Origin of the sequence: Haliscomenobacter sp. (assembly GCF_965225875.1) — a bacterium.
In the GTDB taxonomy this organism is placed as follows: Bacteria; Bacteroidota; Bacteroidia; order Chitinophagales; family Saprospiraceae; genus Haliscomenobacter.
The window spans coordinates 1,533,851-1,547,896 of record NZ_CBDDBS010000002.1 but is presented as its reverse complement, the minus strand read 5'-3'; the positions used below and the strand labels follow the sequence as shown (position 1 = coordinate 1,547,896).

Below are 14,046 nucleotides of genomic sequence, written 5' to 3'. Positions count from 1 at the left end.
AAAAAACAAAATGATGATTCGTAATATCAAGATATTGTTTTTGGTATTGGCAGTGACCCTTATGGGTTCTTGTGAACTGGACTTGTTGGACAACCCCAACGCAGTAACGGTGAACAATGCCGATATCAATTTTATCCTCAACCGCATTGAGCTGGCTTACTCTGGAAACTTCAATGCTTTCAGTGACCCAGGCATGCGCCTGACCCGGATGTTGAACCAGGGTGCTGCCATTTACGACAACGCGGTTACTCCCGGTAACAACGGCCCATGGAACAGCTCTTATTCTGACATCATGGCTGACGTAAAAGCCTTGATTCCACTGGCTGAAGCTTCAGAATTATTCGTTCACGCAGGTATTGCCCGCACCGTTCGGGCTATGGTGTTGATGAACCTGGTAGACGCCTATGGCGATGTACCTTATTCTCAAGCCATCGACCCCAATAACTTCAACCCAGGGGTGGACAAAGGTGCAGATGTATACGCTGCTGCACTGGCGGACTTGAACAAGGCGGCTGAAAACTTTGCTGCTAAATCCAAGTCAGGTGCACCTGGTGATTTGTACTATGGAGGTAACACCGATAGCTGGATTCGTTTGGTGAATTCACTGAAATTGAAGTATCACCTTAACTTGCGTTTGGTGAACAAGGCTGGATCGACTTCGGCAATTGGTGCTTTGGTAACCGAAAACAAGTTGATCTCTACTGCTGCTCAGAACTTTCAGTTCAAGTACGGTACCAACCTGACCAACCCGGATACCCGTCACCCACGTTACGCTGGGCAGTATAGCCCAACTGGTGGTGGTGATTACCAATCGAACTCCTACATGGGGCAATTGTACAACTCCAAAGGTTTTCCTGACCCACGGGTGCGTTATTACTTCTACCGCCAAACCATCAAAAACCCAACTGACGTCAACCAGTTGCGTTGCATTACCAACCAAAAGCCCAGCCACTATGGTGCCAATGATGTGTATTGCTTGCCAACTACTGTCGGCTACTGGGGACGTGACCACCTGAACAACGAAGGTATTCCACCAGATGGTTTGTTGCGTACTGCCTGGGGGATCTATCCTGCCGGTGGTTTGTTCGACGATGACGCTGGTAGAGGTGTATCTCTTGGAGCTGGTGCAGGTGGTGCAGGTATTCACCCCATCATGATGCGCAGTTTCGTTGACTTCATGTTGGCAGAAGCAGCTGTGACACTAGGCACTGGTGGCGATGCAAAAGCACTGTTGAAATCGGCTGTTGAAAAATCAATGGCGGATGTACGCAGCCTGGCTCTTGGTACTACTGAAGCTAGCAAGATCAATACTTTTGAACAAAGCAAAGGTTTTGTTTGGGCCGATGAAGTGAAAAAGTATGTGGACAAAGTATTGGCAGACTATGATGCTGCAGGTAGTGATGATGCCAAATTGAACATCATCGCAACTGAGTACTGGGTGGCACTGTTTGGCAACGGTATTGAGGCTTATAACCTCTACCGCAGAACGGGCAAGCCTAGCGGTCAGCAACCAGCATTGGATCCTAACCCAGGCCCATTTGTGCGCTCCTACTATTACCCACAGGCGTATATCACCAGAAACAAGAATGCGGTTCAAAAAACCAATTCTACGGTTCAGGTATTTTGGGATAACAACCCTGCGAACAACTTTATTAAATAAATGAAAGGGGCGATAAAAAAATAAGTGATCATTTTGCCAGAGGATTAGATAAGTAAACGCTTCATTTCAAGTGGCTTATCTAATCCTCTGGCTCAGGAAAAATGATTACTTATTTTTGCCCCATTACAAAGGCCTTGCCTTTGCATTTATCAACCAGACAAAACGAGTGTTTATATGAAAAACATCATAAAATTCTTCTTTTTGGTTTCAGTAATGGCTTTTACGGCTTGTGAAACTGAAATAGTTGAACGTTTGGACGAATTCAGCTTCGAAACGGGAGGTTACATGCGTACCGTTGAATTCCCCATTCCAGCTTACAACGTCAGCAAAGCCAATATGGCGGGTACCAAAATGACGGTTACGCTGGAAGCAGTTACGGCAAATTTTGGTGCTGAATTTTCAGCCTATGATTTGGTTGTACGTTTCGTAGACAAAACCGCAGCAAATGGCACCAACAACAAAACTGATGTCGCGCTGAAATCACTAGCTGCAAGTTCATTTACTCCTGATGGAACCACCAAGTATCCACGTCTTAGTATGTCAATCACGGGCAAAGAGCTACAGGATGCTTTGAAGTTGACTGATGCCGAATTGGCCAAAGGAGATCAGTTTGAGGTTCGTGGAACCATGAAACTCACTACTGGTAGAAGCTTTAATGCAGCCAACTCAAGTCCCGATATTACGGGTGGTGCATTCTACAATTCACCATTTTTGTATCGGGTGAATGTCATCGATTAATAACTTTTGTTAAATAATTTGGGAATGGAGTGCTTTTTAAGCGCTCCATTTCTATTTTTGCAGAGTTTTAACATTTGTCTGCCAAATTGCAGATGTGTATCTGTAAGCATTTTTTGAGGCAGCCCTAAGTCAGATCCAAACGTTTATCAATTTCCAGCGCTTATCTTGCAACGCATTATATCCCTTGAACAATACTGCTCTAAACACAATGTCTATACCAGGTGTTAGCCTGACTGTATATTTTTTTGACATTCAATAAAATCAAATTCATTGGTATGAAACAACATTTACTGGCTTTACTGCTGATGCTCTGCGGAGCGACGGTTGCCTTCGGACAATTGACCATCAGCGGAAAAGTAACCGACCGGGATGGCGAACCACTGATTGGCGCCAGCGTAATGGTTAAAGGTACAACCAACGGTACTGTATCCGACATTGATGGAAAATTCAAGCTCAGTGCGCCTAGCGACGCCACTCTCGTTGTCTCTTACACGGGGTTCTCTACCCTGGATGTGGCCGTCAACAACCAAACTGATATCACTATTACCATGCAGCCGGGTATCGACCTTACCGAAGTGCTGGTAACGGGTTACGGTACGGCCATCAAGCGGGAACTGACGGGTAACATCGCAAAAATCCGTACAGAGGACATCAAAGACATGCCCGTTACCAGCTTTGACCAGGCTATGCAAGGCAAAGCCGCAGGGGTACAAATCACATCTGGCAATGGTAAATTAGGCCAGGCCGTACAAATTCGGGTACGTGGCCAGTCTTCGGTATCCGCTTCCAACGAGCCTTTGATTGTAATTGACGGCATTCCTGCTACAACAGCGGACCTGGGTTCATTTGGCGGAGCTACCAACCCACTTGCCGACCTGAACCCACAAGACATCGCATCTATTGAAATCCTGAAGGACGCTTCCGCTGCGGCCATCTATGGTGCCCGTGCTGCCAACGGTGTAGTGCTGGTAACCACCAAACGTGGTAAAACCGGCCGCACTAGCGTTAATTACGGCTTCCAGTATGGCGAGAGTAATCCTGCCCGCCAATTGGAATTCCTGAATACCGAGCAGTACCTGAAATTGTATCGTCAGGCTGCAGCTGCATCTGACCGCATTGAGGGGCTTGCTGCTTCTGATCCGGATTCCTATACTGCGTACATGGAAGATTTCTTCGTTACACAAAGTTTGGGAACTATAGGTACTGATAAAGCAGAAGATACCAACTGGGGGAAACTGGCCTACCAGGACGCACCGATGCAGCAGCATGACCTGAACATTTCAGGTGGTAACGATAAAACTACCTTTTATATGTCAGGCCAATGGTTTGACCAAAAAGGTATTTTGATCGGAAACGCCCTCAATCGCATCACTGGTCGGATCAACGTTGATCACCAGGCTTACAAGTGGCTGAAAGTAGGGTTCAATACCAGCTTGAGCCGTTCGTTCAACGAGCGTATCTCTGGCGACCGCCAGTTTGACAACCCTATGCAGATCGTGGCATTGCCTCCGATGACTCCGGCTAACGATCCAGATACTGGTTTGCCAGTAGGAACTCCTCCAGGTGACATCAGCATTCCAGTGTACTACAATCCGCTGATCAACCTTGGTAACGCTTATTACAACACCAACACGAACCGCAACCTGAGCAGTGTTTATGCCCAAATCAGCATTCTGGATGGACTGAGCTTCCGTTCAGAATTTGCACTGGACATGTTGGATCAACAGGAAGAACTGTACTACAACAGCAAAACCCAGCGCAACTTCGGCGCACCTCAGGGTATTGGTCAGAATCTGTTCACCCGGGTTGAAAACTACAACACGAACAATTACTTTACTTACAATACTGGATTTGGTAGCACCAAATTGGATCTGACCGCTGGTATGGCTTATCAGCAATCACAACAGAAGACTAACTTCATCGAAGGTCAGGATTTCCCATCCGACGCCTATCGCCAGATTGCCAGTGCTGCCCGTAAAACAGACGGTAACTCTACCGAAACCAACTTCCGCTTCTTGTCTTATTTCGCACGTGCCAACGTCAAATTGGCTGAGAAATACCTCGTGGGTGTAAGTGTACGTACGGATGGATCTTCCCGTTTTGGTAAAGAAAGCCGTTATGGTTTCTTCCCTGCCGCTTCTTTGGGCTGGATTGTGTCTGAAGAAGGTTTCTTGAACAGCATCAAAGCGATCAGCTTCCTGAAAGTTCGTGCCAGCTATGGCCGTACGGGTAACGCTGAAATTGGTAACTTCCCACAATTGGGTCTGTTCCAGGGCGACGCTGGTTACAATGGTGCTCCTGGTCAGCGTCCTTCGCAGTTGGGTAACCCTGATTTGAGCTGGGAAACTACCGATCAGTTTGATGCAGGTATTGACTTTGGTTTGTTCAAAGATCGTTTGACCGGGGAAATTGACTTCTATAGCAAAAACACCACTGGTCTGTTGCTGAATGTTAACGTTCCTGCGTCTACTGGTTTTGCCACTCAATTCCGTAACGTCGGTAAATTGACCAACCGCGGGGTAGAAATTGTATTGAACACCGATGTTGTAAGAGGTGCTTTCCGTTGGAGAACCAGCTTGAACTTTGCTGCCAACAAAAACGAAATTACCGACCTCCAAGGCCAAATCATCGAAGCTGGTTTGAACAACATGAGCCGCGCTGTAGAAGGTCAGCCATTGGGTACTTACTTCACTGCTGAGTACGCTGGAGTAGATCCTGCTAACGGTAATGCATTGTGGTACAAAAATGCAACTGAAGGCAACCGTGAGACCACCAGTACTTACAGCCAGGCACAGCGTGTAGTCGTAGGTAGCCCACTGCCCGATTGGATCGGTGGTGTAACCAACACCTTTAGCTACAAAGGCCTTGAGTTGTCCGTATTGTTCAGTGCGGTAATCGGCAACGAACTCAACTTCTACGGAGTAGGTCGTTTCTCTTCTGCTAACGCTCGTTTTGAAGACAACCAAACCGTGGACCAGCTGAATGCCTGGACACCTCAGAATACCAATACCAATATTCCAGAAGCCCGTTTGTTCTACAACAATGGTGCTCAGCCTTCCAGCCGCTTTATTCAGGATGGTTCTTTTGTACGTTTGCGCAACGCAACTTTGTCCTACAATTTCCCCAAATCGCTCACCAGCAAGGCCAAGATCCAAAGCCTGCGCGTATTTGTAACGGGACAAAACTTGCTTACCTGGACCAACTACATCGGTTGGGACCCTGAAGTTAACGCCGATGACATTGTAACCAACATTGCACAAGGTTATGACTTTTACACTGCTCCTCAGCCAAGAACAATCCTGGCTGGTTTCAACATCGGGTTCTAATTCTCGGAACAGCGCAAAATGTTTTTAACCTTTAAAAAAATGAAAATGCTTAAAATGCTCAAACATATAGCGCCGTTTGCCCTGATCCTTTTAGGGGCTTCGGCTTGCGACAGCAAATTGGATGTTGCGCCTACGCAGACCATTGACGAAAACCTGGCCCTGGCCACATCTCAGGATGTAAAAGTTACCCTGACGGGTGCTTACGACGGTTTGGGGGATGCAGACGTTTATGGAGGCGCTTTTCAATACACTGGTGAATTACTCGGTGATGACCGCGAATTTGTATTCGGTGGTACGTTCTCTACCCATGATGAAATCTGGCGGAAAACTGTTACACCAGGGAATACCCAGACCTATGCAACTTGGAGAGATGCTTATGCTGCCATCAACCGTGCCAATAACGTGTTGTCTGCGTTGAGCATCGTGGACGAAGCCGATCGTGGGCAGGTTGAAGCAGAAGCCCGCTTTATCCGTGGTGTTCTGTATTTCGAGCTGGTGAAACTCTGGGGTAAAACCTGGGGCGATGGTGACAACAATGCCAACCTTGGTGTGCCGCTGGTTACGACTCCTACCCGGGCAATTACTGATGAGGACTACCGCTCAAGAGCAAGTGTACAGGCCATTTACGCACAAGTTATCGAAGACTTGACCAAAGCAGAAAGTTTGTTGCCTGCCACTGATGCCGGTGACGATGCTACCCGCGCCACTCGTGATGCGGCTTCTGCAATGTTGTCTCGGGTATACTTGATGCAAGGTAATTACGCTTTGGCTCGTGACGCTGCCAACAAGGTGATCCAGTCTGGCGCTCGGGAGTTGGAAGCTACTTTCCCGGATGTATTTGCTACCGGAGGCGAGAGCAATGAAATGATCTTCCGTGTGGCGGTTTCAGATCAGGACGCGACCAATAGCATGAATACCTATTTTGCTCCTGCAACCTTCCAGGGTCGCGGGGACATTCGGGTTCAAACCAAGCATACCGACCTGTACGAAGCAGGTGATGTACGCAAAACCTTCTTTACTACAGCAAGCAACCGTTTGTTTACCCGCAAATTCATCGATCAATACGGTGATGTTTCAGTTGTACGTATGGCCGAGATGTACCTGACTCGTGCCGAGTGTAACCAACGTTTGGGCACCTCAGTTGGCGCTACTCCACTTGCTGACGTGAATAGAACGCGTACCAGAGCTGGTCTGACTGCCCTGGGTACCGTAAACCTGGCTGCGATCTTGAAAGAACGCCACTTGGAGTTGGCCTTCGAAGGGAACAACCTGGATGACATCAAACGTACCCGTGGCAGTGTAGGCACCAAACCTTTTGGTGACAACTTACTTGTATTGCCAATCCCTCAACGGGAAATTGACACCAATAAGAGCTTAGCACAGAATCCGGGCTATTAACCTGGCGACGGACTAAGGTAAGTTTGAATACTAAGTGAAAGGCCGCTCTTGCAAAAGAGTGGCCTTTCTGCATTTTAAGGCTTCAATTGAATACTATAATGGTAACCTTGGTTGGAATTTTCCGTGATTGGTGCGGGAGAGTCTGGTGCAGTTGTACTAATAATGGTATACTGAATCGATAATGGAGTGGGTAGGGGAGGTGCTTCAGTTGGCAATGGATTCGGCTGCAATTTGAAGTGAATATTCAAAGTCCGATGGTGCTGCACCTTTAATTTATAAGTTTTAGGCACTTCAAACTCCAGCAAATGCACCAGTCGGATAGCTTCTTCATCACAGCCGTGCCCCAAACTGGCAATAACCTGGCTTTTGAACACCTTGCCTGTATGATCTATGCTAAACCGAATTCTTATCGTTCCTTCCACTTTGGCAGCAATGGCTTCCGGGGGGTATTGCAGGTTGTTTTGGATAAACAGCAACATGGCTTTTTGCCCTCCCGGGTAAACTGCACCTTTAATGAAATGATTTTCGCTTTTTTGACGCGCCATAAAAATTTTCTAAAAAAAAATCGAAAGATCCTTGTGAAATTAAACGGCAATTTATCAGTGGATTAGCTGAAATTGCCAATTGTAATGTTAAGCCAAAGTTAAGTCGATCCTTGACTTTCTCCTCGTAATTTTTTAAATTTAAATCAGATCAGAATACTGTTCGATTCTACATTGAGCGAATCGATGACAACCCGAACGAATGACAATAGCAGGATTTTTGAAGTATTTGCAGTATGAAAAACGCTTTTCTATGCATACCATTGATGCCTACAAGGTTGATTTGGAGCAGTTTAGTGCTTTTTTGCAAAACCAATACGAGATCGTTGAACCTGCGATTATCCAACACATCCACATTCGGTCCTGGGCAGTATCCTTAATGGAGCAGAAGTACTCGGCTTCCTCCATCCGGCGGAAATTGTCAACCCTCAAGTCTTACTTCCGCTTTTTGCAGCGTGAGCAAGTGATCACTCGTTCACCAATGTTACAGGTGAGTTTGCCCAAGCTTGGCAAACGTTTGCCAAGTGTTGTACCTGAACAACACCTGGAACAATTGCTCAATTCAACAGACCCCGCCGACGATTATGAAAAACTCCGTAATCGAGTGGTGGTAGAGTTGTGCTACCTCACCGGCATGCGCCGTGCCGAGCTTTTGAACCTAAAGGTAAGCGACTTGAATTTCGGCAGCTTTACAATTAAGGTGCTGGGAAAAGGAAACAAGGAACGCCTGATTCCCATTTCGCATGCTATGGCCACCCTCCTGCGGCAATACCTGGATGTGCGGCAACAGACCTTTCCCAACACCCCTGAGTTGGGACTTTGGCTGACCAAAGATGGGAAAGCAGCATACGCCAAACTCATCTACCGGATTGTGAAGGAGGCTTTGAGTACCATTACCACCCAGGAAAAACGAAGTCCACACGTCTTGCGGCATTCTTTTGCTACTCACTTATCGGATCACGGTGCTGATCTGAATGCAATAAAAGAGTTGCTTGGCCATTCCAGTTTGGCAGCAACCCAAATCTACACCCACCATTCTATTGAGCGACTAAAAAAAATTTACCAGCAAGCTCATCCCAAATCTGGCGCGGAGTAAATCCCGCTATTTCGAAGGATGAAGAATTGATCTTTATGGTCTAACCCTTTAAATCTTGAATTATGGTTGTGTACACTGAAGCAGTACAGTTCAAAGTTGACAGCAAGTTGCTAGACTTTATCGAGAAAAAATTGAGCAAAGTAGACCAGTTTTTCGACCGCATCATCAATGCACGTGTGGTGCTTAAACTGGAAAATACCGGACAGGTAAGAGAAAAAATCGCAGAAGTGCGCATCAATGTGCCTGGCGAAACCCTCATCGCCAAGGTAGGCAGCAAAACCTTCGAAGCTGCCGTAGAACAAGCAGTGGATTCCCTCAAACGACAAATCATCAAATACAAAGAAAAACAATCGTCGTAGCGGTAACCCTACGTGGTTGCCGTTGTCTAGGGCAACCGCAAGGGATTGCCCCAACGAGGGTAATCCCTTAGAGCCGCCCCAACGAGTTTAACGGGTTTAATCAACACCGCAGGAACTAAATTCACCTGCTGTTGGTTAAACCCGTTAAACTTTTTAGCCAGAACCTTTGAAAATATCAACAACCTTACCCTATATTTGCGCCACGCTTCCAAAAAAAGAAAATCAAAGAAAAAAAATTGCGCAAAAATTTGATATTTCTTGGAGAGGCACTATCTTTGCAATCGCTTTCGGAAAAAGACGCCGAAATGCTTACAAAACTTGACATTTTCGACAAAAATATCTGATTTGAACAGGTTGAAAAACCTTATAAAATCTGGTTTTTGATCAAACTGATTACATTTTCTGATAAATCATCTACCAACTGATTTCTCAGGTATCATTTTGATCCAAAACCAAAGCTACGCCAGCATAGCTCAGTTGGTAGAGCAGCTGATTTGTAATCAGCTGGTCGGGGGTTCGAGTCCCTCTGCTGGCTCCAGGCCCATGAATTTATTCGTGGGTTAGTTCAAATCAACCTCAAAGTTTTTGCTTTGGGTCTCCAAGGGGGTGCGCCGCAGGTGGAGAGGCGGGCCAGACTGTAAATCTGGTGTCTTTGACTGAGTTGGTTCGAATCCATCCACCCCCACTATTTTTGTCATACAAGCGGAAGTAGCTCAGTTGGTAGAGCATCAGCCTTCCAAGCTGAGGGTCGCGGGTTCGAGTCTCGTCTTCCGCTCCATGTATACGTTTCCACCCCACGGTTTCAACCGTGGGAGAACATATACAAGACAACCCACGACTGTAGTTGTGGGAACGTACCAGAGAAAAGACATACAAGCCGATGTAGCTCAGGGGTAGAGCACTTCCATGGTAAGGAAGGGGTCAAGGGTTCAAATCCCTTCATTGGCTCCAGGTCATAGATGCTTTTTGTTTCATAATTTACATCCAAAAATTCTATACTGATGGCTAAGGGAACATTCGCTAGAACAAAGCCGCACGTAAACATCGGCACAATTGGTCACGTAGACCACGGGAAAACGACGCTTACAGCTGCAATTACTACTGTTCTCGCTTCTAAGGGTCTGGCAGAGAAAAAAGATTATGACTCAATCGATGCTGCTCCAGAAGAAAAAGAAAGAGGGATCACGATCAATACAGCGCACGTTGAATACGAAACTGAAAAGCGCCACTATGCTCACGTAGACTGTCCGGGTCACGCCGACTACGTTAAGAACATGGTAACTGGTGCTGCTCAGATGGACGGTGCAATCTTGGTTGTTGCTGCCACCGACGGTCCGATGCCCCAAACCCGCGAGCACATCCTTTTGGCTCGTCAGGTAGGCGTTCCAAAGATCGTTGTATTTATGAACAAGGTTGACATTGTTGACGACCCTGAAATGTTGGAACTGGTTGAAATGGAAGTCCGCGAATTGCTGGATACTTACCAATTCGACGGTGACAATTCTGCGGTTATTCAAGGTTCTGCTTTGAAGGCTCTGGAAGGCGATCCTACTTACGTTCAACGCATCATCGATTTGATGGATGCAGTAGATGAGCAGATTCCAGAACCAGTTCGTTTGACAGACAAGCCATTCTTGATGCCAATCGAAGACGTATTCTCTATCACTGGTCGTGGTACTGTTGCTACAGGTCGTATCGAGCGCGGTGTTATCAACGTTGGTGATGCTGTTGAGATTATCGGTATGCAGAAAGAAGGCGAAAAGCCATTGGTTTCTACCGTTACAGGTGTGGAAATGTTCCGCAAAATCCTCGACCGTGGTGAAGCTGGTGACAACGCTGGTATCCTGCTGCGCGGTATCGACAAAGAAGCCATCCGTCGTGGTATGGTTATTTGTGCTCCTAAATCAGTTAACCCACACGTTGAATTCAAGTGTGAGGTTTATGTACTGAGCAAAGAGGAAGGTGGCCGTCACACTCCATTCTTCAAAGGCTACCGCCCACAGTTCTACTTCCGTACCACGGACGTAACTGGTGACTGTACGCTTCCTGAGGGAGTAGAAATGGTAATGCCCGGTGATAACGTAACCCTGAACGTGAAATTGTTGAGCCCAATCGCTATGGAAAAGGGTCTTCGTTTTGCGATTCGTGAAGGTGGCCGTACCGTAGGTGCAGGTCAGGTTACTGAAATCATCAAGTAGTAGCAACATCCCTGCGTGGATGTTGAAGTAACATCAACATCTTTACGTGGATGGTCTTGACCTGACATCCCAGGATTGTTCTCTTGAAGGCAGTAATACATGTAACTGATGCGTAGAGAAAATTTTCTCTACAATCACGATATGATCATTGAAAAGTAAGCATCTCACCCCTGGTGGGATGCTTAACTTTTCGATACACACGGGCATAGCTCAGCTGGTAGAGCGACGGTCTCCAAAACCGTAGGCCGAGGGTTCAAATCCTTCTGCCCGTGCCATACTCCCAACTCATGGCTTTAGCCGTGGGCAGGGAATGCTTCAAACTAACCCAGGGCTTAGCCGTGGGAACGGAGGCATAACTTAACGGCAAACCACCCTACAAACGTATTCGTGGATTAGGGCAAGAGGCAAAGATTCACAGGTTGGGTAACCACAATACACATGGAAAAGATTCAACTTTACTTAAGAGAAAGCTACCAGGAACTGGTCAAAAACGTATCCTGGCCAACTTGGGCAAATTTACAGGCAAATGCAGTAGCCGTAGTGGTTGCAGTATTGCTCTTGGCAGCAATTGTGTTTCTGATGGATGTGGTTTCCAAATTTGCATTGGACCTCATTTACGGAATCTAGATAAAATGCAGTGCCGTAAGGCATTCGACAGTTCAGTGCGGTCGAGTGCCTTTTGGCGTTTGTTTAATGATTAAACCTGTTTCTCAGGTTTGTCGAATAAATTGGTAGAGACCGATGTCTGAAGATAAAAAATGGTACTCATTAAGGGTGATCAGCGGCAAGGAGCGCAAAATCAAAGAGCGCATTGATGCTGAAATTCTGCGCAATGAATGGAATTCATTTATCTCGTCGGTCGTCGTGCCAACCGAAAAGGTCTACAAGATCCGTAACGGTAAAAAAGTAATTTCCGAGCGCAACATTTTACCCGGCTACTTATTGGTTGAAGCCGTACCTGGTAAATTGAGCGCTGAAGTTGTACAAGTGATCGCTAATGTACCCAACGTCATTCATTTTTTGGGTAAAAATACGCCCGAACCCATGAAAGACGCCGAGGCCAACCGCCTTCTTGGTAAGGTGGATGAATCTCAAGCTGCAGGCGAATCCCTGATTGAACCGTTCATCGTAGGTGAAACCATCAAAATTGTGGATGGCCCATTCAGCGAATTCATTGGCGACATTCAGGAAGTGAACGAGGAGAAGAAAAAGCTGAAGGTGATTGTAAAAATCTTTGGCCGGGGCACCGAAGTCGAGTTGGGCTTCATGCAGGTGGAAAAAACATCGTAGGTTCAACCCTATGTGGTTGACCATTTGTGGTTGACCATTGCAAAATGGCGACCACGTGGGGCCGCCCTTACAGAATGCAGATTTTTTGATTTTCAATATATCGCGTAAAAAGTATCGTTGTTGTTGTTCCTCCGGAATGTGAGCCGGAATGAAACGCTTCCCATCCAACAGCTTTACTTAGCGGTAAAATTATTTACTAAAATGGCAAAGGAAGTAGAAGTTTTCATCAAACTTCAGGTCAAAGGCGGTCAAGCAAACCCAGCTCCCCCCATCGGTCCGGCACTCGGTTCCAAAGGGGTGAACATCATGGAGTTTTGCAAGCGCTTCAATGCCGCTACCCAGGATAAAATGGGTAAGATACTTCCGGTGGTGATCTCGGTTTATAAGGACAAGTCCTTTGAATTCGTGATCAAAACACCTCCGGCAGCTATCCAACTCATGGAAGCCTCCAAAATCCAGAAGGGTTCTGCTGAATCCAACCGGAAAAAGGTAGGTACCGTAACTTGGGATCAGGTAAAAGCGATCGCTGAAGACAAAATGCCCGACCTCAACTGCTTTACCATCGAATCTGCCATGAAAATGATCGCAGGTACGGCACGCAGTATGGGGCTTAACATCTCCGGTACTCCTCCTTGGGGCGCCGCAGAAGTGGAGGCATAATCTTATTTCTTCAAAAGGGAGTTGGCGGCTGAACGCAGCAACCGACGTTGACCTTAAATCTTTTTTGACATGGCAAAAGTTGGAAAGAAAAGAGCCGCTGTCAATGCCAAAGTAGACCGCAATAAGCTGTATACTCTGGAAGAAGGAACTGCTCTGATGAAAGACGTGAACTTGACCAAGTTTGATGCTTCGGTTGACATTCACGTACGCCTGGGCGTTGATCCACGTAAACCGGATCAAGCGCTTCGTGGCACCGTAGGCCTGCCACACGGTACGGGTAAAACCAAACGTGTAGCTGTATTTTGTACTCCGGATAAAGCCGAAGAAGCAAAAGCTGCAGGTGCAGATTACGTAGGTTTGGAAGACCTGATCCAAAAGGTTCAGGAAGGTTGGACGGATGTCGACGTTATCATCGCAATGCCACAAACCATGGCTGCGTTGGGTAAAGTTGCCCGTATCCTCGGCCCTCGTGGTTTGATGCCCAACCCTAAAACCGGTACGGTAACCACCAACATCGGGGAAGCAGTTTCCGAAGTAAAGAAGGGTAAGATTTCCTTCCGCGTTGACAAGACGGGTATCATTCACGCTTCGGTTGGTCGGGTCTCTTTTGCTCCTGCCCAATTGATCGAGAACATCAATGAATTGCTGCATACACTACAACGTATGAAGCCTTCAACGGCTAAGGGTACTTACATGAAAAGCATTACCCTTGCTACTACGATGAGTCCAGGCGTGAGAATTGATCCCAAAGTGATTCGCTAAGTTTTAAAACAGGAGTC

The 14,046-nt window shown here is 46.7% G+C and carries 12 protein-coding genes and 5 tRNA genes; 16 read left to right on the top strand and 1 reads right to left on the bottom strand.

The genetic code is table 11. The features are described 5' to 3' along the window. Window positions 1-10: 10 nt before the first annotated feature. The 4 genes from ACO08K_RS09015 (at window position 11) to ACO08K_RS09000 (ending at window position 7,122) form a co-directional block, all read left to right on the top strand. The gene (locus ACO08K_RS09015) at window positions 11-1,660 is read left to right on the top strand and encodes a SusD/RagB family nutrient-binding outer membrane lipoprotein (RefSeq protein WP_421796064.1); all 1,650 of its coding nucleotides are present in this window, start codon (window positions 11-13) and stop codon (window positions 1,658-1,660) included. Window positions 1,661-1,834: 174 nt separating this feature from the next. Continuing rightward, the gene (locus tag ACO08K_RS09010) at window positions 1,835-2,398 is read left to right on the top strand and encodes a hypothetical protein (protein WP_421796063.1); all 564 of its coding nucleotides are present in this window, start codon (window positions 1,835-1,837) and stop codon (window positions 2,396-2,398) included. Window positions 2,399-2,673: 275 nt separating this feature from the next. Next, window positions 2,674-5,724, top strand: a complete 3,051-nt coding sequence (locus ACO08K_RS09005) for a SusC/RagA family TonB-linked outer membrane protein (protein WP_421796062.1) — start codon at window positions 2,674-2,676, stop codon at window positions 5,722-5,724. A 54-nt stretch (window positions 5,725-5,778) separates the two neighbouring features. Next, window positions 5,779-7,122: a RagB/SusD family nutrient uptake outer membrane protein gene (locus ACO08K_RS09000; RefSeq protein ID WP_421796061.1), complete on the top strand. Its 1,344-nt coding sequence runs from the start codon at window positions 5,779-5,781 to the stop codon at window positions 7,120-7,122. Window positions 7,123-7,196: 74 nt separating this feature from the next. Here the strand turns inward: ACO08K_RS09000 and ACO08K_RS08995 are convergent, their stop codons facing one another. Next, window positions 7,197-7,667 (bottom strand): energy transducer TonB, encoded by a 471-nt coding sequence (locus ACO08K_RS08995; RefSeq protein WP_421796060.1) that lies wholly within the window; start codon window positions 7,665-7,667, stop codon window positions 7,197-7,199. Between the two features lie 199 nt (window positions 7,668-7,866). On the opposite strand from ACO08K_RS08995, the gene ACO08K_RS08990 reads away from it, so the two are divergent. The 12 genes from ACO08K_RS08990 to rplA all read left to right on the top strand — a co-directional run bounded on the left by ACO08K_RS08990 (window position 7,867) and on the right by rplA (window position 14,029). Beyond that, entirely contained in the window at window positions 7,867-8,760 is an 894-nt protein-coding gene (locus ACO08K_RS08990; protein ID WP_421796059.1) for a tyrosine-type recombinase/integrase, read from the top strand. Between the two features lie 62 nt (window positions 8,761-8,822). After that, window positions 8,823-9,119, top strand: a complete 297-nt coding sequence (gene hpf / locus ACO08K_RS08985; protein ID WP_421796058.1) for a ribosome hibernation-promoting factor, HPF/YfiA family — start codon at window positions 8,823-8,825, stop codon at window positions 9,117-9,119. Between the two features lie 462 nt (window positions 9,120-9,581). Continuing rightward, window positions 9,582-9,657, top strand: a tRNA-Thr gene (locus tag ACO08K_RS08980). 64 nt (window positions 9,658-9,721) lie between these two features. Next, a tRNA-Tyr gene (locus ACO08K_RS08975) sits at window positions 9,722-9,804 on the top strand. 17 nt (window positions 9,805-9,821) lie between these two features. Then, window positions 9,822-9,897: transfer RNA gene (locus ACO08K_RS08970), tRNA-Gly, on the top strand. Window positions 9,898-9,995: 98 nt separating this feature from the next. Continuing rightward, window positions 9,996-10,070 (top strand) — tRNA-Thr (locus ACO08K_RS08965). Window positions 10,071-10,120: 50 nt separating this feature from the next. Then, window positions 10,121-11,317 carry an elongation factor Tu gene (tuf, locus tag ACO08K_RS08960; RefSeq protein ID WP_421796057.1) on the top strand — a complete coding sequence of 399 codons (1,197 nt, stop codon included), beginning with the start codon at window positions 10,121-10,123 and terminating at the stop codon, window positions 11,315-11,317. Between the two features lie 199 nt (window positions 11,318-11,516). Beyond that, window positions 11,517-11,592 (top strand) — tRNA-Trp (locus ACO08K_RS08955). A gap of 163 nt (window positions 11,593-11,755) precedes the next feature. Then, on the top strand, window positions 11,756-11,944 hold the full coding sequence (gene secE / locus ACO08K_RS08950; RefSeq protein ID WP_421796055.1) for a preprotein translocase subunit SecE: 189 nt from the start codon (window positions 11,756-11,758) through the stop codon (window positions 11,942-11,944). Window positions 11,945-12,058: 114 nt separating this feature from the next. Beyond that, window positions 12,059-12,607 (top strand): transcription termination/antitermination protein NusG, encoded by a 549-nt coding sequence (gene nusG, locus ACO08K_RS08945; RefSeq protein WP_421796054.1) that lies wholly within the window; start codon window positions 12,059-12,061, stop codon window positions 12,605-12,607. 201 nt (window positions 12,608-12,808) lie between these two features. Next, window positions 12,809-13,267: a 50S ribosomal protein L11 gene (rplK, locus tag ACO08K_RS08940; protein ID WP_421796053.1), complete on the top strand. Its 459-nt coding sequence runs from the start codon at window positions 12,809-12,811 to the stop codon at window positions 13,265-13,267. 69 nt (window positions 13,268-13,336) lie between these two features. Beyond that, complete coding sequence (gene rplA / locus ACO08K_RS08935) at window positions 13,337-14,029, top strand: 50S ribosomal protein L1 (RefSeq protein WP_421796052.1); 693 nt, start codon at window positions 13,337-13,339, stop codon at window positions 14,027-14,029. The last annotated feature ends 17 nt before the right edge of the window (window positions 14,030-14,046 follow it).